General features: G+C 41.7%; 19 protein-coding genes and 1 pseudogene. 4 read left to right on the forward strand and 16 right to left on the reverse strand.

The window, feature by feature from the left end; genetic code table 11:
• Positions 1 to 79 precede the first annotated feature (79 nt).
• Complete coding sequence (locus tag CVD19_RS16960) at positions 80 to 1,042, reverse strand: alpha/beta hydrolase (protein ID WP_101583629.1); 963 nt, start codon at positions 1,040 to 1,042, stop codon at positions 80 to 82.
• A 380-nt stretch (positions 1,043 to 1,422) separates the two neighbouring features.
• Between CVD19_RS16960 and CVD19_RS16965 the strand changes: the two genes are divergently transcribed.
• The gene (locus CVD19_RS16965) at positions 1,423 to 2,862 is read left to right on the forward strand and encodes an alkaline phosphatase PhoX (protein ID WP_101583631.1); all 1,440 of its coding nucleotides are present in this window, start codon (positions 1,423 to 1,425) and stop codon (positions 2,860 to 2,862) included.
• Between the two features lie 18 nt (positions 2,863 to 2,880).
• The gene (locus CVD19_RS16970) at positions 2,881 to 3,096 is read left to right on the forward strand and encodes a twin-arginine translocase TatA/TatE family subunit (protein WP_101583633.1); all 216 of its coding nucleotides are present in this window, start codon (positions 2,881 to 2,883) and stop codon (positions 3,094 to 3,096) included.
• Positions 3,097 to 3,259: 163 nt separating this feature from the next.
• Here the strand turns inward: CVD19_RS16970 and CVD19_RS16975 are convergent, their stop codons facing one another.
• Positions 3,260 to 3,643: an IDEAL domain-containing protein gene (locus CVD19_RS16975; RefSeq protein ID WP_101583635.1), complete on the reverse strand. Its 384-nt coding sequence runs from the start codon at positions 3,641 to 3,643 to the stop codon at positions 3,260 to 3,262.
• Positions 3,644 to 3,864: 221 nt separating this feature from the next.
• Here CVD19_RS16975 and CVD19_RS16980 point away from each other — a divergent pair, with 221 nt between their 5' ends.
• Positions 3,865 to 4,491: a nitroreductase family protein gene (locus tag CVD19_RS16980; protein WP_101583638.1), complete on the forward strand. Its 627-nt coding sequence runs from the start codon at positions 3,865 to 3,867 to the stop codon at positions 4,489 to 4,491.
• 372 nt (positions 4,492 to 4,863) lie between these two features.
• A complete protein-coding gene (locus CVD19_RS16990; protein ID WP_101583642.1) occupies positions 4,864 to 5,544 on the forward strand; it encodes a HoxN/HupN/NixA family nickel/cobalt transporter in 681 nt (226 codons plus the stop codon).
• A gap of 189 nt (positions 5,545 to 5,733) precedes the next feature.
• Here the strand turns inward: CVD19_RS16990 and CVD19_RS16995 are convergent, their stop codons facing one another.
• The 14 genes and pseudogenes from CVD19_RS16995 to CVD19_RS17060 all read right to left on the reverse strand — a co-directional run bounded on the left by CVD19_RS16995 (position 5,734) and on the right by CVD19_RS17060 (position 19,786).
• Complete coding sequence (locus CVD19_RS16995) at positions 5,734 to 6,603, reverse strand: ROK family protein (protein WP_101583644.1); 870 nt, start codon at positions 6,601 to 6,603, stop codon at positions 5,734 to 5,736.
• Between the two features lie 388 nt (positions 6,604 to 6,991).
• Positions 6,992 to 8,264 (reverse strand): annotated as a pseudogene (locus tag CVD19_RS17000) (IS110 family transposase).
• 213 nt (positions 8,265 to 8,477) lie between these two features.
• Complete coding sequence (locus CVD19_RS17005; RefSeq protein ID WP_257985179.1) at positions 8,478 to 8,954, reverse strand: LarC family nickel insertion protein; 477 nt, start codon at positions 8,952 to 8,954, stop codon at positions 8,478 to 8,480.
• Positions 8,955 to 8,970: 16 nt separating this feature from the next.
• Positions 8,971 to 9,924: a LarC family nickel insertion protein gene (locus CVD19_RS17010; protein ID WP_101583646.1), complete on the reverse strand. Its 954-nt coding sequence runs from the start codon at positions 9,922 to 9,924 to the stop codon at positions 8,971 to 8,973.
• Positions 9,905 to 10,696, reverse strand: coding sequence for a nickel pincer cofactor biosynthesis protein LarB (gene larB, locus CVD19_RS17015; RefSeq protein WP_219620107.1), 792 nt, complete (start codon positions 10,694 to 10,696; stop codon positions 9,905 to 9,907). Before larB ends, CVD19_RS17010 begins: the two co-directional genes overlap by 20 nt.
• Entirely contained in the window at positions 10,683 to 11,537 is an 855-nt protein-coding gene (gene larE, locus CVD19_RS17020) for an ATP-dependent sacrificial sulfur transferase LarE (RefSeq protein WP_101583651.1), read from the reverse strand. Before larE ends, larB begins: the two co-directional genes overlap by 14 nt.
• Before the next feature lie 13 nt (positions 11,538 to 11,550).
• The gene (locus tag CVD19_RS17025) at positions 11,551 to 12,591 is read right to left on the reverse strand and encodes a zinc-dependent alcohol dehydrogenase (protein ID WP_101583653.1); all 1,041 of its coding nucleotides are present in this window, start codon (positions 12,589 to 12,591) and stop codon (positions 11,551 to 11,553) included.
• A gap of 20 nt (positions 12,592 to 12,611) precedes the next feature.
• Positions 12,612 to 13,436, reverse strand: coding sequence for a carbohydrate ABC transporter permease (locus tag CVD19_RS17030; RefSeq protein WP_101583655.1), 825 nt, complete (start codon positions 13,434 to 13,436; stop codon positions 12,612 to 12,614).
• The gene (locus CVD19_RS17035; protein WP_101583658.1) at positions 13,433 to 14,410 is read right to left on the reverse strand and encodes a carbohydrate ABC transporter permease; all 978 of its coding nucleotides are present in this window, start codon (positions 14,408 to 14,410) and stop codon (positions 13,433 to 13,435) included. Before CVD19_RS17035 ends, CVD19_RS17030 begins: the two co-directional genes overlap by 4 nt.
• Before the next feature lie 147 nt (positions 14,411 to 14,557).
• A complete protein-coding gene (locus CVD19_RS17040; RefSeq protein ID WP_101583712.1) occupies positions 14,558 to 15,847 on the reverse strand; it encodes an ABC transporter substrate-binding protein in 1,290 nt (429 codons plus the stop codon).
• A 172-nt stretch (positions 15,848 to 16,019) separates the two neighbouring features.
• Positions 16,020 to 16,922, reverse strand: a complete 903-nt coding sequence (locus CVD19_RS17045; protein ID WP_101583660.1) for a sugar phosphate isomerase/epimerase family protein — start codon at positions 16,920 to 16,922, stop codon at positions 16,020 to 16,022.
• A 22-nt stretch (positions 16,923 to 16,944) separates the two neighbouring features.
• A complete protein-coding gene (locus CVD19_RS17050) occupies positions 16,945 to 17,628 on the reverse strand; it encodes an orotidine 5'-phosphate decarboxylase / HUMPS family protein (RefSeq protein WP_101583663.1) in 684 nt (227 codons plus the stop codon).
• Positions 17,629 to 17,645: 17 nt separating this feature from the next.
• Positions 17,646 to 18,683, reverse strand: coding sequence for a zinc-binding dehydrogenase (locus CVD19_RS17055; RefSeq protein ID WP_101583665.1), 1,038 nt, complete (start codon positions 18,681 to 18,683; stop codon positions 17,646 to 17,648).
• A gap of 38 nt (positions 18,684 to 18,721) precedes the next feature.
• The gene (locus CVD19_RS17060; RefSeq protein ID WP_180953677.1) at positions 18,722 to 19,786 is read right to left on the reverse strand and encodes a bifunctional heptose 7-phosphate kinase/heptose 1-phosphate adenyltransferase; all 1,065 of its coding nucleotides are present in this window, start codon (positions 19,784 to 19,786) and stop codon (positions 18,722 to 18,724) included.

A 19,786-nucleotide genomic window follows, 5' to 3' on the forward strand; every position in this document is an offset into this window, starting at 1 on the left:
AGGAAGAAGATCTCTTCCGTTTCACAAAACACAGTCGGCCATTCACCAATGGAAACCATTCATACTGAATAGCTGCACCTTAATTGATAGTATTTTCCCAAAATGCCTTCAGCCGCTCCTGATATTCAGCTTCTGCAACCGTATATGCCTCGATGTGTCCCGCGCCTGGGACGATCCATAGCTTTTTGTCGCCATTGGCAGCATCATGAAGGCGGTGAGCCATTTCAGTCGGGACAAGTTCGTCGATGTCCCCATGTATGATGAATAGTGGAAGATTGTTTTTCTTGACGCTTTCCAGGGCAGACGCTTCGCCAAACGTGTAACCCGCGCGAATATCTGTGATCACACTCGTGACCTGCATGATCGGGAAGGCTGGCAGACGGTACAAGTATTTTAATTGGTGGGACAATTCATCCTGCACGGATGTATAGCCGCTGTCTGCAATGACTCCCTTCACTTCAGGCGGCAGCTGTTCACCGCTTGCCATCAGCACGGTGGCGGCTCCCATCGAGAATCCGTGAAGGATGATGTTTTCATCTTTCTGTTCATCAATCAAGAATTGCACCCACTGTACGTAATCTTTTCGGTCATGCCAGCCGTAGCCGATATAGTCGCCTTCACTTTCTCCGTGTCCCCTGGCATCCGGTTTCAGGACATCAAACCCCTGGTCATAATAGAATTTGGTGATGCCTGGCATTTGTTCATTGTTGCCTTTGTAGCCGTGTGCCAAAATGACAGCATTCCCGTTTGAGTTTTCATTTTTTAAAAATCTTGCGCTTAGCTTCAGGCCATCGTGAGACTGGATTGCAACTTTTTCAAAATGCTGCTGTTCCGTCCATTTTAATATCTCTGCCAGCTTTGCTTGCTGTTCCTCTTCACTTTGCATACTCGCAGCCTGCGCACTTTCTCCCCCGCCGTGCAACTCGGGTGTTTCATGGCTCCGGTTGATGGCGACATTATAAAAGTAATTACCACCTCCGACAAGGCCGAAAGCTACCAATAAAACAATGCTGCTTGTAATCATCATCATTCGTTTCTTCACTCTTTATCCCCTTAAATTTTATCTAAAATTTTTATCTGTATTTTACCAGAAAGCCAGCCACCATTGGTCAAACTTTGTATATTCCAGTTTGTGCCATTCTTTACACCATCTTAATAATTGCATGAGTGATTCTATCAGTCTCCCGGACGATACTCTTAGTCTTTATTCACTATTTTTCATTTCACTTATCCACTTATATTGCCAACGGCTCAGAAACACCTGCCAAACTTCTGTTTCACAAACAGCCAGCACCCTTCTTTCGTTCTATTTTTTCGCAGTGGGAGAATCCTTACATTATCGTAACACAACTTAAAGAATTATCTGTTAATTTCATTTATGGAGATTGTTTTTCTAAAAACATGAATGTGGAGGTATGTTTGATGAATGGCAATAACGGGCTGAACAGGCGTGATTTTTTAAAAGTTGGCGGAATGAGCACTTTGGCTCTGACCTTGAGTGCAACAGGCGTATATGGACTTGGCGATGCAACAAAGAGTCTGGCAGCAGCAAACAAACCGGCGCGGAGTTTTGGCGGTTACGGCCCCTTGGTTAAGGATCCGAACTGCCTGCTTGATCTGCCACAGGGATTTCAATACCGGATCATTTCACAAACTGGCGACAAAATGCCAAACGGGGACCTCGTTCCTGAAAACCTTGATGGAATGGCTGCGTACCAGGGCCCGAAAAATACGACGATCCTTGTACGGAACCATGAAATTGGCACAAATGCGCAATATCCGGTAAACGGAAAGAATCCGTGGCGCAAGGGCGCAGGCGGCGGGACAACTGCTCTTGTTGTCGGGGAGAACAGAAAAGTGCTCCATGAGTATGTGACCAACTCAGGCACGATTCGAAACTGTGCCGGCGGCCCATCCACCTGGGGGACGTGGCTGACATGTGAAGAAACTCGCGATCTTGGCCATGGTTTTGTTTTTGAAGTGAATCCGTTTGACCCTGAGAATGAAATGTCAAAGACGCCAATACGTGACATGGGCTACTTTTCCCACGAAGCATGTGCCGTAGACCCGGCCACAGGCGTATGGTATTTGACCGAAGATAACAGCCCGAGTTTTCTTTACCGCTTTACGCCAAATGACCGCAGCCAAAAGCTCGGTTCCCTTCAAAAAGGCGGCATCCTTGAAGCAATGGCGCTTGACGAGCTGCCTTCCTCATCGGCTAGCAATTTTAAAACCGGACAAACCTTTGGCATCGTCTGGAAGCAGGTTAAACCAGAACGGGCAAAGGAAGACGCAAGGGATCTCGGCTGCATCCAGTTCAGCCGGCTGGAGGGGGCTTGGTTCAATGCAGGAGCATTTTGGTTTGATGATACAAGCGCAGGCGAACAGGAAAAGGGCCGGATCTACCGCTATTTCCCGGCAACCAATACGCTGGAGCTGTTCTATGAATCTGCTTCCTCGAATGAATTGGAAATGCCGGACAACATTACAATTACTCCTTGGGGTGACCTATGGATTGCTGAAGACGGGCCGGGCAATGACCGGATTGTTGGCCTGACCCCTGAAGGCAACGTTTACCCGTTTGCCGAAAACCAGCTGAATGGTTCGGAATTTGCCGGGCCTGCGTTTTCCCCGGACGGAAAAACACTTTTTGTGAATGTACAGGATCCTGGCATCACCTTCGCGATTTGGGGGCCGTTTGCGAGAAGGAATGCTTCACGCCAGCGTGCGATGAACCATGCAGCACCTCCTTCAAGCCTTGCACCTGTGGTTTCCCAAAAGCTTGCCGCATTTGCGGACAAGCAAGGCATGTCCGTGCTGGAAGCGGCTGCACTGGAGCGCCATGGGATGCCAATCATTTAATAGCGAGGAGGTATGAACATGTTACAGAACATCGGGATTCCAGGGCTGATCCTCATCCTGGTCATTGCCTTAATTATTTTCGGCCCATCAAAGCTGCCTGAAATCGGCCGGGCCTTTGGCAATACGCTGAGAGAATTCAAAAAGGCAACGAATGATTTAGTCCATGGCGACCAAGAACAAAAGAAGAACGCCGACGAAAATATCAAGCTTCAGGCTGTTGAAAAGCGAAATTAAATCAGGACCTTTAAACGTGCCTGACCCCCGGTACGTTAACGCTGTACCCACAGGGATCAGGCACTTTTTAACATGTTTGATGCGAAGCCGTACAAAACTGGCCCTGTCAAAAATTTGACGGGGCCAGTTTTTGTTTGTTTTTCGCCGGTTTAATCAACACTTATCACAGTTTCCCAATCCCGTGTTCTCCTTTCAGGATATCCTGGCCAGTGCTTTCATTTTTTTCAGAATCCTGCCTAATGGAATTTAGTTTTGCTGAGAGTTCCATAAACCATTCCTTGTCCCCGGTTGCCAGGGCCAAATCGATTAATGTAATAATTTGCCCTTCCAGGTTGGTGTCTGCATCATGAAATTTTTCGACCCATTTGTTCAGCGTCACAATGCATTTCCCAATCGTTCCTTTATTATCACTTGCCACTACATTCACTTTCACTGAGCCGCGCAAAGCATCGATCGTTTCAATATAACCGTGTATCAGTTCCCCGTGTTTGGACTTGCCTTTAATCCAGTCGCCTACTTCCAAATGGTCTTTGTCGTTCGTCACCATCTATAATCACCTCTTATATCAAATTTATATTCGTTATGATTAAATCGGCATGAAAGTTGACTATAAAATTTCTATACTATCCTTTACCCAAAAATAAAGAGATAAAATATTTTGGGCAGAAAAAATGCAGGCACTTCTTTTGAAAAAGAAACTTGCAAATGGTAATCTAAATTTCATTACTTACTAAAAGTAAGTTCATATACTTCAGGAGGAAAGAGCATATGGCAATATCAGCGCAAACCTTGTCCACTGTCATCCGGGAACGCCGTTCTGTCAGGAAATATGACCCAAACCATAGAATTTCAAAAGAAGAAATCGAAGAAATATTGAAACAGGCGATTCTTGCACCATCTTCTAGCAATCTGCAACCCTGGAAATTCATTGTCATCCAGGATGCGGAAGTGAAAAAGGAACTCCGCGCTATCGCGAATAACCAGGAGCAGGTTGAAACATCCTCTGCGGTGATTGCAGTTCTGGGCGACAGGGAAATGTACAAAAATGTTGAGAAGGTTTACCGCAGTGCCAATGAAGCAGGTTACCTGGATGAGGCAAACATGAACCGCCTGATCGAGGGAACAAATAAAACATATCCTCAAATTCCAATCGAGGGGCGGGAAAACATTGCGTCATTTGATGCCGGCCTTGTATCCATGCAGCTGATGCTGGCCGCAAAGGCAAAAGGCTATGACACGGTGCCAATGGGCGGTTTCAATAAACAGGCGTTCGCTGAAAAATTCAACATCTCAGTTCGATATTTCCCGGTAGTTTTGATAGCGGTAGGAAAAGCTGCAGCACCCGCTTTCCAAACAACCCGGCTTCCTTTGGAAGATGTTGTGAGCTATATCTGATTAATATATATATTTAGTATTCTGTCAGCCTCACGTTCTTGTGGGGCTTTATCTTTAAAAACCATTCGTTGCCTTTTTTTTATCGTAACACTGCAGCATTTTACTTCCGTACTTTGGCCGGACTGTACACCTAATTGAATCATCCTATAAAATTTCAGTTTATTGTCATTTAACAACGCTCCAATCCATTCTATATCTTCCTATTCCGCCTCAATAAACAATTGTAAAGCCGTATTATTTTATCTCTTGAAAATTAGCTGTTACATATGAATAAAGTTATTTAATCGGAGAAGTTCATCACAAGTAGTGTTATCCTTTCTGTAGGTAACTTATAATAAAGATAAAAAATCGAATGTAGTTGGAGGAAATAAATTGGAGATTAGTTTCTTATCTATATTAACCCTAGGATTCCTGCTTGGAATTAAACATGCGATTGAACCGGATCATATTATCGCTGTTTCTACAATTGCCAGCGAGAGCAAAAAACTGAGCAGGTCCTCATTGGCTGGTGTTTTTTGGGGGATTGGCCATACATCGACCCTGCTGGCTGTTGGTATCATTGTTATTGTACTCAACGGGGCAATCCCGGAAATATTGTCAATGTCGTTAGAATTTACTGTTGGTATAATGCTTATTTATCTTGGAGTAAACAGAATTTATAACTTTAAAAAGAAAATCAACTCTCAATCTGAGAACCATCACCGTCACCACCAAAACCAAAGCAAAAAATTTCCATATTTCAAGTCTATGATTATTGGACTTGTTCACGGTTTGGCCGGAAGTGCTGCAATGGTTCTCTTAACCATGAGTACTGCCCAAGATGTTGGGGAGGCGGTATTTTATATTTTTATCTTTGGTATTGGTACGATCGTTGGAATGTTATTTTTCACTACCATTATCGGTGTCCCATTTGTCTTAAGTGTCAACCATCTAAGTGCCCATAATGCACTTACACTTTTCACTGGAGTAATTAGTACAGTCTTTGGTGTTTACTATATGTACAAATTAGCGTTTATTGAAGGCCTTTTTAAACTTTGGTTGCAAGCTTTATAAAAAATTGACCTTTAAACGGCTTATGAAAAAACATATCTTTCATTCTAATAAAATACGTTTATCATACATAATAAAGTGTTATACCTGATTCTTAATCGGTCGTTTTTCACTAAGGCTCGCTGTTAAATGGCTATCTTCGAAAAAAGGGGAGGCCCAAAGGACACTTCTTTTGGGCCTCCCCCTTCGTTATTAAAGTTCCTTTTTAGCCAATGCAAGTGCACCAACCAGCCCGGCATTATCTCCCAAACCAGGTGGTACAATATACGAATCAATATTTTCTACAATTGTACTGGAGTGAATGTATCCATTTAAATTCTTTAAAACTTTTTCACGGATTAACGGGAAAAGCTGCTCTTGTTTCATGACTCCTCCGCCAATTATGACCTTATTGGGAGAAAGAATTAAAATATAACTTGTGATAGCTTGAGCAAGATAATACGCCTCTAGTTCCCACACATTTTCCTCTTGCTGAAGATCTACACCTTTTTTGCCCCACCTTGTCTCGATCGCAGGACCCGATGCCATTCCTTCTAAACAATCATTATGATAAGGACAGTTGCCTTCGTAATTGTCCTCAGGATGTCTTCTTGTTAAAATATGACCCATTTCAGGATGGAGCAACCCGTGAAGAAGGTTTCCCTCTGCTATGGCGCCAACACCTATGCCGGTTCCTACTGTGATATAAATGCAGCTATCTAGCCCTTGTGCAGCCCCCCATATATTTTCACCTAATGCGGCTGCATTAACATCTGTATCAAATCCTACAGGAATGGGAAAGTGCTTTTGCAGCTCGCCAACAAAGTCAAAATTATTCCAATATGGTTTAGGAGTACTAGTGATAAAGCCGTACGTGCCGCTATTCTTGTCAGGATCAATCGGTCCAAATGACCCTATCCCAATGGCTGAAACATTTTTATCCCTAAAGAAAGCAATGACTTTCTCCATTGTCTCGGCGGGGGTGGTCGTAGGAAAACTAACTCTTTCATAGAGCTCTCCATTTTTCCCGCCTATTCCACACACAAATTTGGTGCCACCTGCTTCTATAGCCCCTAACTTCATTTATAAACACTCCCTCTATAAATATCGATTTATCAACGGTTTGAGCCGTTGTTGGGGGTGTCAAAAAAATATTTTTCGACACGAACACTAACATAATTTTCTAAATATGTGAATCTGTTACAGTTGATTGGTGCGCTACGCGGTCACTACTGGTTAAATCTGGTGGTAGTGAAGTGATCTTTATTCGATGCACCCTGGATCTCTGCGTTGCTTATGATGACGTACCCTCCCATGTCTCTTGGCATCTTTGCGCCTACATTCCTTCGTTCGGTCTAGTCATAAGGCAGAGGCTGGCTAAGCTCCTATAGGGACTCAAGGTCGAATGGAATAAATTCTGCCGGCTTCTCCGTGTCATCCTGTTGTCTAGTAAAACGGGGGAATGTGAACGTCAGGCTGCCTTTTCGAGCTTGGGAATGTCCTCTATCATTCGCTGCGCGTCAAACGCCAAGTGTTTTGTACTTATCGCATGTAATACCTTCAGTAACTTCCCGCATAACACCACAATCGACTGCTTCTTTTTCAAAGGGTTTTTCGTTCGATTCGTATAATAATCATTTAACTGTCGGAACGCTTCGTTATGCCGGATCAGTGGCATCACGACACGGAACAGGAGGGCACGCAAGCGCCTTCTTCCACGCTTGGAAATCTGTTTTTGGCCTTTATGCTCCCCTGAAGAATTTTCCCGTAATGTCAATCCCGCAAGTTTTAGTAGTTGGCGTGGATCTTGGTAGTGGGAAAAGCTTCCGATTTCAGATAGTAAATCTACAATGGTTGCGTCCCCTAAACCAGGGACAGTCTTAAGCCATTCATATTCTACGGATGTTTGGACAAGTTCTGTTAACTTCTGGGTCAGTGACTCAACTTCTTCTTCGAGTTGCCGAAAACGGCGCACAAGTGTGGCATTTTCGATACGGGCCATCTGTTGTCCTTCCTTGACGCCAATCGAGGTTTGAGCGAGTTCAATTCATGGCTTTAGGCTTTTGTAAAGATTTGAGCCCTTCGCTTTTTCGGTATAGATTCATGATTCCCTCGGCTTCTTTGCCTGCAAGATCACTTGGGAATGGCGTGTGCTCCAAAGCAGCGAGTGCCATTTTTCCGAATGATGGAAACACCTGCACAAACTCTGGAAAATAGCGATCCAGCCAGCGAATCAACTGGTTGCGCACGGAACCACTTTCTTCTACAAGCTTCGCCCGGAGGGTAGCCCCAACCCGAAGGTCGGCTTCCATTCCTTTCAGGATGCGAGGGTAACTGAACCGGCCGTCCTTCACCAGACGTGCGATGACCAGGGCATCCTTTGCATCATGCTTCGTTGGAAGATTGTCATCCAACTCTTTGGAACGCTTGACATGCATCGGATTAGTCATGACGAGAGGGATGCCTCTATCATCAAGGAAGTAGGCTAGATTCAGCCAATAGTGGCCAGTAGGTTCAATGCCGACAATGACCGACGATTTGCCATATTCCTTCATGGACGCCAGGATTCGCTGATAAAACGCTTCAAACCCTTCTTTCGATTGTGAAACAGGAATAGCTTTTTGGAGCACCCGCCCCCGTTCATCCACAAAGCAGGCATAATGCGTACGCTTTGCAATATCCATCCCAATGACGAGAGTTTGTTCGGTGACTTGATTAATTTTGTGATTTTGAGTAAAATTCATGGGAGTCCTCCTTGGTTCTAAGTTAGGGGTCAATTCGTGTAGATTTGACACCCCGCATCATACCAAGAGGGCTTTTTTTGTTCAAGTCCCCGAAAAAGTTTCTAACAGGAATGCTCCTATTTTAAACGATTTCGTGACTGCCTTATACATGACCTCTTACATTTAAATGTGAAAGCTTTAACGCCTTAGATAGATAAATGCTTTACCACATACTCAGCTTTTTGAATGGATTTTCCCCCAGACCTCTTGAAATACTACTTTTAACGGGATTTTTTCTCTTTCAGCAATTTTTTTGCAATCTTCATATTCAGGTGAAGCCTGTGTCATAACGCCGCTATAATATCCTTTTTTAACATTCACTGTTCCCCATGGCGTCTCAACCACACTAAAGGTTCTTTCCAGTCTGTGAGTATGAATTGGGAAGTATCTGAGACCGAGTGTTGTTGTCTCTAGGAAGATAACTTCTTTCACTTTTTCTAGTTTTTTAGAGTGACAGAGCACATGGAGCAGAATTCCAGGTCGGTTTTTCTTCATATAAATAGGAATATAATACGCTTCATTTACACCAGTATCGAAAAGCTTATCCATTAGATATCCAAGCCATTCAGCCGAAATATCATCTAGATTCACTTCGAGCTTCATCATGCCTCCATCAATATGTTCATCTTTATGCTGAAAATGGTCAGCCAAAATTAAACTACCTCCTTCACAGTTCACCAATAAGGACGCGTAATACATTGGGATGATTATCAAAATCCTTTGTACCCGCGCCGTAGCCAATTTCCTCCACGATCATTCCTGGAATCGGCCCAAATTCCTGAGCTAGCGTTGCTGCAATTCCTGCACCTGTCGGTGTAGTCAATTCACCGTTAATGTCTGATTTCGCTAAAGGGATTCCTTTTAAAATATCTAATGTTGCAGGGGCGGGGACTGGATAAAGCCCATGGTCGATCATGATTTTCCCATTCCCAACTGGTATCTGCGAACATACTACTTTGTCTATATTTAAGGAATCTATCGCAATAGCAGTCCCTACAATATCAACAATCGAATCAACTGCACCCACTTCGTGAAAATGAACCTTTGATAGTGGAATCCCGTGTATTTTCGCCTCTGCTTCTCCAATTTTTGTGAAAATGCTGATAGATATCTCTTTTACACGATCATTTAGCTCTGAGGATTCGATTAACCGGACAATCTGGCTATAATGACTATGGCCATGGCTGTGATTATGATTGTGATCATGACTGTGGCCATGGCTGTCACTGTGAGTGTGATCATGACTGTGGCCATGACTTTGATCATGACTGTGATCATGACTGTGGCCATGACTGTGATCATGACTGTGGCCATGACTTTGATCATGACTGTGATCATGACTGTGGCCATGACTGTGACTGTGATTGTCATTTTGACTATGTACATGTTTGGTCTCATGATGATTTTTTGTCGTATGATGTTCTTTTATGATTACGTCGAATTTCGTCGCGGTAATTCCCTTTTTGTTAACCTTTTTCCACGCTAATTCAACTTCATTTTCGAGCTTTAGTTTTTTAATCCCAGCTATTATAAGTTCTTGATTGACCCCTAAATCACTTAAAGCTCCAACTGTCATATCTCCACTTATCCCGGAAAAACAATCAAGATACAGTATTTTCATAATTATCACCCATTGAATTTACTCGTTTATAAAAATTGTAGTTGAGCAGAGCACTATAATAACCTGCTCCAAACCCATTATCGATATTAACAACGGTTACACCAGGAGCACAAGAATTCAACATCGTTAATAATGCAGACAGACCATTGAAACTTGCCCCATACCCCACGCTCGTAGGTACTGCAATTATCGGATTATCTATAAGCCCCCCTACGACTGATGGAAGAGCTCCCTCCATCCCAGCAACAATAACCGTTGATGTAGCACCCTTTATCACATCAAGCTGTGAAAATAAACGATGAATTCCCGCTACACCCACATCATATATTCGTTTTACTCTGCAGCCAAATGCTTCTGCGGTAATCGCGGCCTCTTCAGCAACACGTAAATCAGATGTTCCGGCACATAAAATGGCAATATAACCTTCGTATTTATGTTCTGGTTCATCCTTATGAAGCCACAATAACGTTTGAGCGACCTCATTATAAGAAACATCTTCTAATGTACGGGCAATTTTTTTCCCTTTTTCAGAATCGACTCTAGTAACCAGGATTCTTTTCATTCTCGTTCTAAGCTTGTCTAAGATTTCAATAATTTGTTCTGTTGTTTTTCCTTCACCATAAATAACCTCAGGGAAACCTGTTCGCTGTTCCCTTTCATAGTCAATTTTTGCATACCCCAAATCAACGTAGGATAAGAGTTGAGATTTCGCATTATCAATTGATACGGAACCCTCTTTTACTTGTAATAATAGATCTTCAAGATTTGACATGTTCATCCACTTCTATCCCCTTGCTGTATGTCTCCACATTATGAAGTGCCTTATTCATACTGCCGCTCTTATATCCAAGTAAATCAACCGTAACGTATTGATAGCCAAAATTAATGAGCTTTTCAGAGATGAACCGACGCTTTTCTAATACTTTCTCTATCTCATGCGGTTCTACCTCTATTCTCGCTATATCTCCATGTGTCCTCACTCTAACTTGCTTAAGCCCTAGATTTTTTAATAACTCTTCAGACTGGTCAACCCTTGTTAATTTTTCTGCCGTTATCTGTTCCCCATAAGCAATTCTGGAGGATAAGCAGGCAAAAGAAGGCTTATCCCAAGTTCTCAGATTTAATTTCTTGGACAAAAATCTGATCTCTTCTTTATACAATTGAGCTTCTTGTAAAGGTCCTCTTACACCGTGTTCCCTTGCAGCCAGGACTCCTGGTCGGTAATCACTCATATCATCTGCAATTAACCCAAATATTATATTTTTATACTTATACTTTTTTAAAATAGGTTCCAGTTCAGTAAATAATCCCTTTTTACAAAAGTAACAACGGTTTAAGTCATTTTCTACGTAGCCTGGGATCGCCAATTCTGAAGTTGAAAGGACTTTATGTGTTATCCCCATTTCCTTTGCTATGGAAATGGATTCGTTTAGTTCACTTGACGGGTATGTTTCAGAATCAGCAGTAACAGCTATTACTTTGTCAGGTCCCAAAACATCCAATGCAACCTTTGCTAGAAAAGTGCTATCCACCCCGCCTGAAAATGCAACAACAACACTATCAAGCTCCTGGAGGATATGTTTTAATTGATTGTATTTTTCATAGACGTCCATTGATATCACCTCTTTACTGGAAATCATTTAATAATACGGCTTTAATCAACGTTTCATCGCGGCGTTCCATCATTTCGAATACATTTTGTAATTCACTCATTTTTAAAGTATGGCTAACAATATCTGTAGTGTTCACTTTTTTTGAAGCTATTAACTCTACTACGGTATCCCATACACCAGGACTGCTTATCGACCCCAATATGTTCATTTCACTGGTTACAACTTTATCCACATCAAGACTTGCCCTCCTACCACCGCAAACTCCCAATAGGCAAAGCGAAGCTCCTAGGTCAGCTGCAGAAACCATATTTTCCAAAGCAACAGGATTGCCACTCGCTTCAATTAAAACAGAGAATTTTTCAGATGTATCCAATGCCTGTTCAGATAGATTAATTGTTTTATCTGCGCCAATTTTCTTACCCACCTCAAGACGGTTCTCCAGCATATCGAACAGAGTCACTTCCTTTGCACCGAACAACTTAGCCATTTGGACAGATAATAACCCGATCGGACCTGCACCAAAAACGGCTACACGGTCTTTAGGGGTTATGTTTAATAATTTAACTCCACGATAGGCAACTGCGGCAGGCTCAATGATACAGGCTTCTTGGAAACTGATGTCAGGGTGGTATTTATACAAACCTGAAGCTGGGTATACAAGAAACTCTGCAGCTGCACCATCTTTACCTAAAATTCCTGTTTCTAAGCGATTTGGACAGACATTATATTTTCCAGACTTACAAAATTCACAGCGTCGGCAAGGGATTGTAGTTTCACCAACTACATGATCCCCAATTGCAAAACTGCTCACTTCGTCCCCAACAGCAACAACCACACCTGCCCACTCATGGCCTGGAATAATTGGAAACGACGCTCTTCCATCTTGTAAAAAGCTTAGTACACCGTGGTAGATTTCCAAGTCGGTCCCGCATACACCAACCGCTCCTATTTTTACTAGAACCTCATCTGAATCAATTTTTGGAACTTCCACCTGAATCGATTCAACCTTCTTTATGCCACTTATACTTATGGCGTTCATTGTCGCTGTTACCAATAGATAAACCTCCCCAAAACTTATCCTTTTACCGATCCAGCAAGCATGCCGCGAATAAAATATTTACTTAAAAAGATATAGACAATCATTGTTGGAAGAGCAGCTAGAATCGAACCAGCCATCTGCAAATTCCAATAGGTCACTTGGCTTCCGGCTAAACTTTGTAATGCAACCATAATAGGCTGTGTTTCTTTCCCAGTTACTGTAACTGCCAGTAGAAAATCGTTCCAAATCGATGTGAATTGCCAAATACCGGTGACGACAAAGGCAGGAATCGACAGTGGCAGGATAATCCAATAGTAGCTACCAAGGATACCGCAGCCATCTGACTTCGCCGCTTCAACCATGGAAGTTGGTATTCCTGCATAAAAGTTCCGGAAAATTAATGTTGTAATTGGCACTCCGTAAAAGGCGTGAACCAGAATTAACCCGGGAATCGTGTTATAAAGACCAAGCTTTTGTAATGAAGTGACCATTGGAATTAAAATACTCTGATAAGGGATAAACATCCCAAATAATAGTAAAGTAAAGAGGATTTCTGACCCCTTGAACTTCCACTTCGAAAGGACGTAGCCATTCAGTGAGCCAAGGATTGACGAAATTAACGTTGCTGGTATTACTAATAAAAACGTATTTATATAATGGGGACCCAGAATAGAGAAGGCCTCTTTATACGCTGAAAAATCAATACTGGAAGGAAGATTCCAAATGTTATCAAGTGTTGCTTCTGATGCAGTTTTTAAACTGGTCATCACAATGACGTACAGTGGTATTAAATAAAAGATCGACATGAGGATGAGAATTAAATATATCAGGAGCCTATTAATCCTTATTGTATGTGTCATTCTTCCACTTCCTTACGGCGATTTGAAATTAAATAAGGGATGATTAATAAGGACACGAATAGCAGCATAAGCATAGCAATTGCAGCACCTTGACCGTAGTGGTGACCTCTGAATGTGGTCTCAAACATATAAACTCCTGGCATATCAGTTACATAACCATTTCCAGGTCCTGTCATAACATAGATTAAATCGAATATTTTTAAGGAAATGTGACCGACGATAATTACAGCACTTATCGTAATAGGTCTTAATAGCGGGAGAATGACCTTAAAGAATATTTGCAGCTCAGTGGCCCCGTCAATTCTCGCTGCTTCCTTATAGGAATCATCGATCCCCCTCAACCCTGACAAATACATAGCCATCACGAATCCTGACATTTGCCATAATGCGGCGATCACCAGCGAAATTTGAGCAACAGGTATACCAAATTCTATGTCACCGAAAGGGAAGCTAAGTAACACTTTTGGATTAACGTACCATAAAGGGAGGTTTTCAACTCCAAAGAATTGTAGAATCTTGTTATAGCCTGTTGATGGATTTAACAGCCATTGCCAAACTGCACCTGTGACGATAAAGGACATCGCCATGGGAAAAATAAATAAATTTTGAAAAAAACGGCTCCCTTTTATTTTTGAATCTATAAATGCAGACATTACTATTCCTAGCACAATGGAAGTAATAACAAATAGTATAGTAAAGACGAGTGTATTTCGAAAATCTGATTGAAATCGAAAGTCATCAAATAAAAAAAGATAATTTTTCAGTCCTGCAAAGCTCATATCCATAGCGGCTGTGTTTGCATGACTTAAAGATAAATATCCCGTCCAAAAAATAAACCCATATACAAATATTCCTATGCCTATTAAAGAAGGCAGCAAAAATATCAAAGAAACTATACGATCTTGTGTGAAAACTTTCTTTTTCTTGGTATTTATATTAAGTTGCATATTGGTCTTTGTCTCAGGGAGACTCATTATTAACCACCTACTATACCTAGACTTTGTTAGAAAAGAGGATGACTCAAAATAATGAGTCAGCTCACCCCCGTCAATATCCTTTATAGAAATTCGCAATGTTGACCGGCGGGAGTCAGACCATTATGAGTCAGCCTCTTAGTGCAGTTATTTTAGATTATTATCCGCTGCTTCTTGCAACTTTTTAGCAGCGTCATCGACATCTTTCTGTGCTACGAACGTATTGACAATTTTATTTGCTTCAGTCACAAAGCCTTCTTTAGCTGCAGAACCATGTGCAATACTTGCTGTTAGCTCATTGGTTTTAAATTCTTCCATTTGATCCTTTAAGTACTCGCTATAGTCACCTTTTCCTGCGTCAATCCTTGCAGGAATAGAACCTTTCTTTGGATTAAATGCATCCTGTCCTTCTACTGAGCCGAGAACTTTTAAAAACTCACGGGCTGCGTCACTGTTTTTTGCTCCCTTTGGCAAGGCGAAAGTATCAGATACAACCATAAAAATGTTCCCATTGTTTGGTGATGGGGCATAACCGTAATCCTTGTTAGCTTCCATTCCAACTGAAGTATAATATCCTTGTAACCAGTCACCCATAATGGTCATTGCGGCTTTATCTTCTTGAATTAAAGTCGCTGCATCTTGCCAGCTCCGGGCAGGATGGTCTTCATTTGCGTATGAAAGCATTTTCAAAAATGTTTTCAGTGCATCCTTTACTTCTGGACTATCAAACTTCTGTTCACCAGTCCAAAGCTTGTTGTAATTATCCACTCCTAGAGTCCCAACAAGAACAGTTTCAAACACATGCAGAGATTCCCAGCCTTCTTTACTGCCAAATCCAAATGGAGTAATCCCTTTTTTCTTTAAAGCATCAGCTACTTTAAAGAAGTCATCAAACGTTTTAGGCACTTCCAACCCATTCTCATCAAATAATTTCTTGTTATACCACAATTCATTCCCTCTATGGATGTTCACCGGAACCGAATAAATTTCGCCATCGCTGCTGATCATGCTGATTAACGATTCAGGGAATTTATCCATCCAGCCTTCTTCTTCATATAGGTCAGTAAGTGGCTCCATTTTTCCTGATTCAACCCAACTTCCATTTAACTCAGCTCCTGCATGAACCTGGAACAGATCCGGCGGGTCTCCACCTTGCATGCGTGTGGCTAAAACCGCTTTCGCGTTTGAACCTGCGCCGCCAGCAACAGTAGCGTTCACAACTTCAATATCTTTGTGCGATTTAGCAAAGGAGTCAATAATGGCATTCAAACCATCCGCTTCTCCGCCGCGTGTCCACCAGCTAAATAATTCTACTTTTTTACCATCAGTTTTTTTATCTTCTTTGTCTTTAGATGTTGTTTCGGAATCTGCACACCCTATTAATAAACTAGACAAAACTAACATAAGCGTGATCAACATGAACACCGATTTTTTCATTCTCAAGCGATTTTCCCCCTTAATTTAGTAAGATATTCACTATCTGGAATTGCTAAGAGCCACGTCTGTTTACTATCACCCCCTTTTATTATTCGCGGAAATATCACAATCTTTTATTAAGTATAAATTTTCAAAAAACAAAATTCACACGTATGTCTCTTTTATATTGTATTTACTGGAAATACTGATTCCTTTTCTCCTTTAAAAATTGCAATGATTTTCTTAAGTCTTCTTTGCCGTTTATGCCATCTTCAATTGAAATCCAGCCAGTAAACTGGTTTGAATGTAAAATCTCAAAAATGGCATCATAATCAATTAACCCTTCTCCAATAACTCCGTGCTGTAGTGCCTTCGGGTATCCCTCTACTGGTTGATGCTTCAAGTCAGAAAGAGAGTATCCAGCTACTAAATAGCGGTCACTTGCATGCATGGTTATTAATCTATCTTTTACTTTATCCAGAAAATCAACATGGTCACAGCCTGCGAACATAGCGTTTGAAGGATCATAATTCACTCCGAACCATGAGGAAGAGATTCCATTTACAATCTCGAAAAATATTTCTGCGTTTAGAGCAAACTCTGGGTATGTCCAAAAACCGTCTTTATAGTGATTTTCAATTAAAAGATGCACTCTCTTCTCCATTGCATATGGCAGTAAGGCTTCTATACATTCAACCGTCCATTTGATTCCATTTTCCCGTGATATTTCTGGGCGGTCTTGACCTGAAAGAACACGGCAGCTTCGAAAATCCTCAGGACCCAAGAAAGCCATTACATCGATCATCTTTTTCATTTTCGCTATTTCTTTTGCCCTATATAATGGATCAGGATGGGTAAAATCAGGCGAAGAACACATCATAGGAATTTGCAGGTTATACTCTAGGCAGGCATCCTTGATTTTTTGCAAGTATTCTTCATTCGTTTTTTTCAAAAATAGCGGATATAACTCCAGTCCCTCACTTCCAAGTTCTCCGGCCTCTTTTATCCAGTCAAAAAGAGACATTTCACCATTTGATAAGGCATCCATATAGCCCTTTGGGAATAAGGCAATTTTAGGTTTTAATAAAAGTTCCATGCAAAATCTCCTTTATTTATGCTTAGCCTACTTTGGACGCCTTTACTTTATTCACCAAATTAGTTAAAGTCTCCTTCAATTCTTGACAATTTGTGCTTGGTTTAAACTCTTTATTGTCGATTACAAGAGGTGCTCCTACCACTACTAATGGTGCTCCATGCTTTGGCATTTCAGCTGCCTGGTCCAGTGATAAACCTCCAACGGCCTGAACCGGAATGGAGACAGCATTAACGACTGGCTCAAGATCATCATAGGGTGATTTCTCCGGCGCTTCGCCTCGCTCATCAAAACCAGTATGAACGATTATATAATCTACTCCATTAGCCTCAAGCATCTTTGCACATTCTACTTTATCCGGGGCAGCCATGATATCTCCCATTACTTTAATGTTGAACTCTCTTGCAGCTTTAATTACGGCTCTGATTGTTGCAGGATGGGCTACTCCCATGACTACCACATGTGTTGCTCCTGCTTTTGCCATCATTTCAGCCTCAAGATAGCCGCCATCCATGGTTTTTAAATCCGCCACTATTGGATGTTCCGGAAACTCTGCCCTCAATCTTTTTACGGCATGCAAGCCCTCCGCAAGCAATAACGGCGTTCCAGCTTCAATCCAATCGACTCCAGACTCTACTGCTACCTTCGCCACTTCTACGGCTTCTTCAATATTTGTTAAGTCTAATGAAACTTGTACAATCGGCTCCATTTGTTATGGCCTCCCTTTTATTGGTTTGGTAATAAAATAGATTTTGCCTGCTCAAGAGAATCCATCTCGTTAAAAGCCTTTTCCCAATCCGAAATAGGATACTGCTTTGCAATTAAGAGCGGATCAATATCTCCCTTTTCCATCATTAGTAACACTTTTTCCCACATTGGATAGTTGTGGCTGAAGGATCCTTGTAATCTTGCTGCTTTTTGAATCAATGGATCCAGTGAAAAATTAATTGGTTTTGGCCCCCAGCCGATTTTTGTAATTTGGCCTCCAGGTCGTACCGCCTCTATACTTTGCTTCAACGTAATACTGATTCCGACTGCATCTAAAATTAGGTCTGGGCCAAACCCATCTCCTCTTGATAAGATCTTCTGAACCACATCTGCTTCCTCAGAAATAAGTACTTCATCTGCTCCAAATTGTTTAGCAAGCTCTAATCGATTTTGATCTTTTCTTGTACCAACAACTAACAGCTTCCCTGGTGAAAATAATTTAGCTATTTGCGTACACATTAAACCAATCGGACCTGGCCCAAAAATGACTACATAATCTCCTGGTCTTATCTGCGAATGATGTGCAACAGCATTATAGGCGACACACGATGGCTCTGTTAATGCTGCCTTCTCAAACGAAACATTATCGGGAATTTTATGCAGAATGGCTTCTCTTGATTTTACATACTCTGCCATAGCTCCATTTTCCAACACTCCAAATCCTCGGCGATTGGGGCAAAGGTTATAATCGCCAGTACGACAATAAATACATGTTTCACATACATAAGAAGGTGTTTCACTTACTACTCTGTCACCTGGCTTAAAGCCTTTTACATGAGAACCGACTTCCGCAATCACCCCTGAAAATTCGTGTCCTAATGTTACTGGCCTTTTCACTTCAAATCCTTGAATATCATGGTACATATGTAAATCACTTCCACATACACCTGCAGCCTGTACGTTAATTAAGACATCTTTCGGTCCTAATTCTGGTATTTCAACATCCCGAAGTTCAACCTTCTTATTTCCTGATTCATAATTTACAACTGCTTTCATAGAGAACCTCCAAATCTATTAATTTTGTCCAAATACAATTACCTTTCTCTTGAGAAAAGCTCGACTATTTCACGAGGTGAGGCTGTACCAGTTTGACCGAGCTTCTTTATTACAACAGCCGAACAATACTGGGCAAACTCTGCCGCTATGTTTCCAGGATGACCACTCCCAAGAACTGACACAAAACCTGACAAAAAGCTGTCCCCTGCTCCAACAATGTCTGTTGGGGGCGTTACATGTAAGGGGGGAATATGGAGATGGCTGTTTTCATTAAACCAGATCGTCCCTCGATCTCCCAATGTCAAGCAGCAAGGTCCCTTAATTTGTTCGGATAGCTTAAAACCTGCATCAAGATAATCTTCCAGATTGAGCTCATTCGTTTTATCTCTTTCTTCCTGGATTGACCAGTTCATTATTTCGACTTCATTTGGTTTTACAATTACGTTTCTAAACGTTGCTATTCTCTCCCTGCTATCAACTACAAAAACCTTTCCCCTATCAGCCCAGTATTCCATTCTGTCTTTTATTTCTTGAACAACAATACCGTTTTTTAATTGATCAGATACTGCAACAATATCAACCGCTTGAACGAATAGGTCGAATTTCTCGAGGAGGAATTCCATACAATGTGGTGCCATCGTCTCATAATTATAAAAGTCGAGCCTCGGAGCTTCCTGTTGTGATTGTCCATGACCGATTAGTATCGGCTTACAATAAGTTGGTGTAATAAAGGATTGATCTAAAACAGTGTAATCCAACCTCACGCCTATATCTTCAAGGTCCTTTTGCAGAAGAGTCCCTCGCCAGTCGTTTCCAAATATTGTACATAAATACACAGTTCCTGCTCCTAAATCAACTAAGTTAGCTGCGACATTCCCTGCTGCGCCTGGTGAGTGAATTTCCCGAACAACCGGAAGCGGATAATGAGGGGTTTCCCTGGATAATTCACTTAGCCTCATATCCGCATGCCAGTAAATATCCAGACAGGCATCGCCAATGACTCCAATTTTTAATTTCGGAAAGTTCGCCAGAATTCGTTCAGCATCAGTTTGAGTTAAAGTGCTTTCTTTTGAATTTAGTTTATGTATATCTGCCCTTACCAT

Source organism: Bacillus sp. T33-2 (assembly GCF_002860205.1).
GTDB lineage: Bacteria > Bacillota > Bacilli > Bacillales > Cytobacillaceae > T33-2.

Excerpts from the sequence above, each read along its gene's own strand:
- CVD19_RS16995 (WP_101583644.1), bottom strand. The coding sequence starts at position 6,603 with ATGAAGTTAGGGGCTATAGAAGCAGGTGGCACCAAATTTGTGTGTGGA.
- CVD19_RS17030 (WP_101583655.1), bottom strand. The coding sequence starts at position 13,436 with ATGACACATACAATAAGGATTAATAGGCTCCTGATATATTTAATTCTC.
- CVD19_RS16965 (WP_101583631.1), top strand. The coding sequence starts at position 1,423 with ATGAATGGCAATAACGGGCTGAACAGGCGTGATTTTTTAAAAGTTGGC.
- CVD19_RS17045 (WP_101583660.1), bottom strand. The coding sequence starts at position 16,922 with ATGGAACTTTTATTAAAACCTAAAATTGCCTTATTCCCAAAGGGCTAT.
- larE (WP_101583651.1), bottom strand. The coding sequence starts at position 11,537 with ATGGACGTCTATGAAAAATACAATCAATTAAAACATATCCTCCAGGAG.
- CVD19_RS17010 (WP_101583646.1), bottom strand. The coding sequence starts at position 9,924 with ATGAAAATACTGTATCTTGATTGTTTTTCCGGGATAAGTGGAGATATG.
- CVD19_RS16975 (WP_101583635.1), bottom strand. The coding sequence starts at position 3,643 with ATGGTGACGAACGACAAAGACCATTTGGAAGTAGGCGACTGGATTAAA.
- CVD19_RS16970 (WP_101583633.1), top strand. The coding sequence starts at position 2,881 with ATGTTACAGAACATCGGGATTCCAGGGCTGATCCTCATCCTGGTCATT.
- CVD19_RS17060 (WP_180953677.1), bottom strand. The coding sequence starts at position 19,786 with ATGGTAAGGGCAGATATACATAAACTAAATTCAAAAGAAAGCACTTTA.
- CVD19_RS17055 (WP_101583665.1), bottom strand. The coding sequence starts at position 18,683 with ATGAAAGCAGTTGTAAATTATGAATCAGGAAATAAGAAGGTTGAACTT.
- CVD19_RS17040 (WP_101583712.1), bottom strand. The coding sequence starts at position 15,847 with ATGAAAAAATCGGTGTTCATGTTGATCACGCTTATGTTAGTTTTGTCT.
- CVD19_RS17035 (WP_101583658.1), bottom strand. The coding sequence starts at position 14,410 with ATGAGTCTCCCTGAGACAAAGACCAATATGCAACTTAATATAAATACC.
- CVD19_RS17050 (WP_101583663.1), bottom strand. The coding sequence starts at position 17,628 with ATGGAGCCGATTGTACAAGTTTCATTAGACTTAACAAATATTGAAGAA.
- larB (WP_219620107.1), bottom strand. The coding sequence starts at position 10,696 with ATGTCAAATCTTGAAGATCTATTATTACAAGTAAAAGAGGGTTCCGTA.
- CVD19_RS16980 (WP_101583638.1), top strand. The coding sequence starts at position 3,865 with ATGGCAATATCAGCGCAAACCTTGTCCACTGTCATCCGGGAACGCCGT.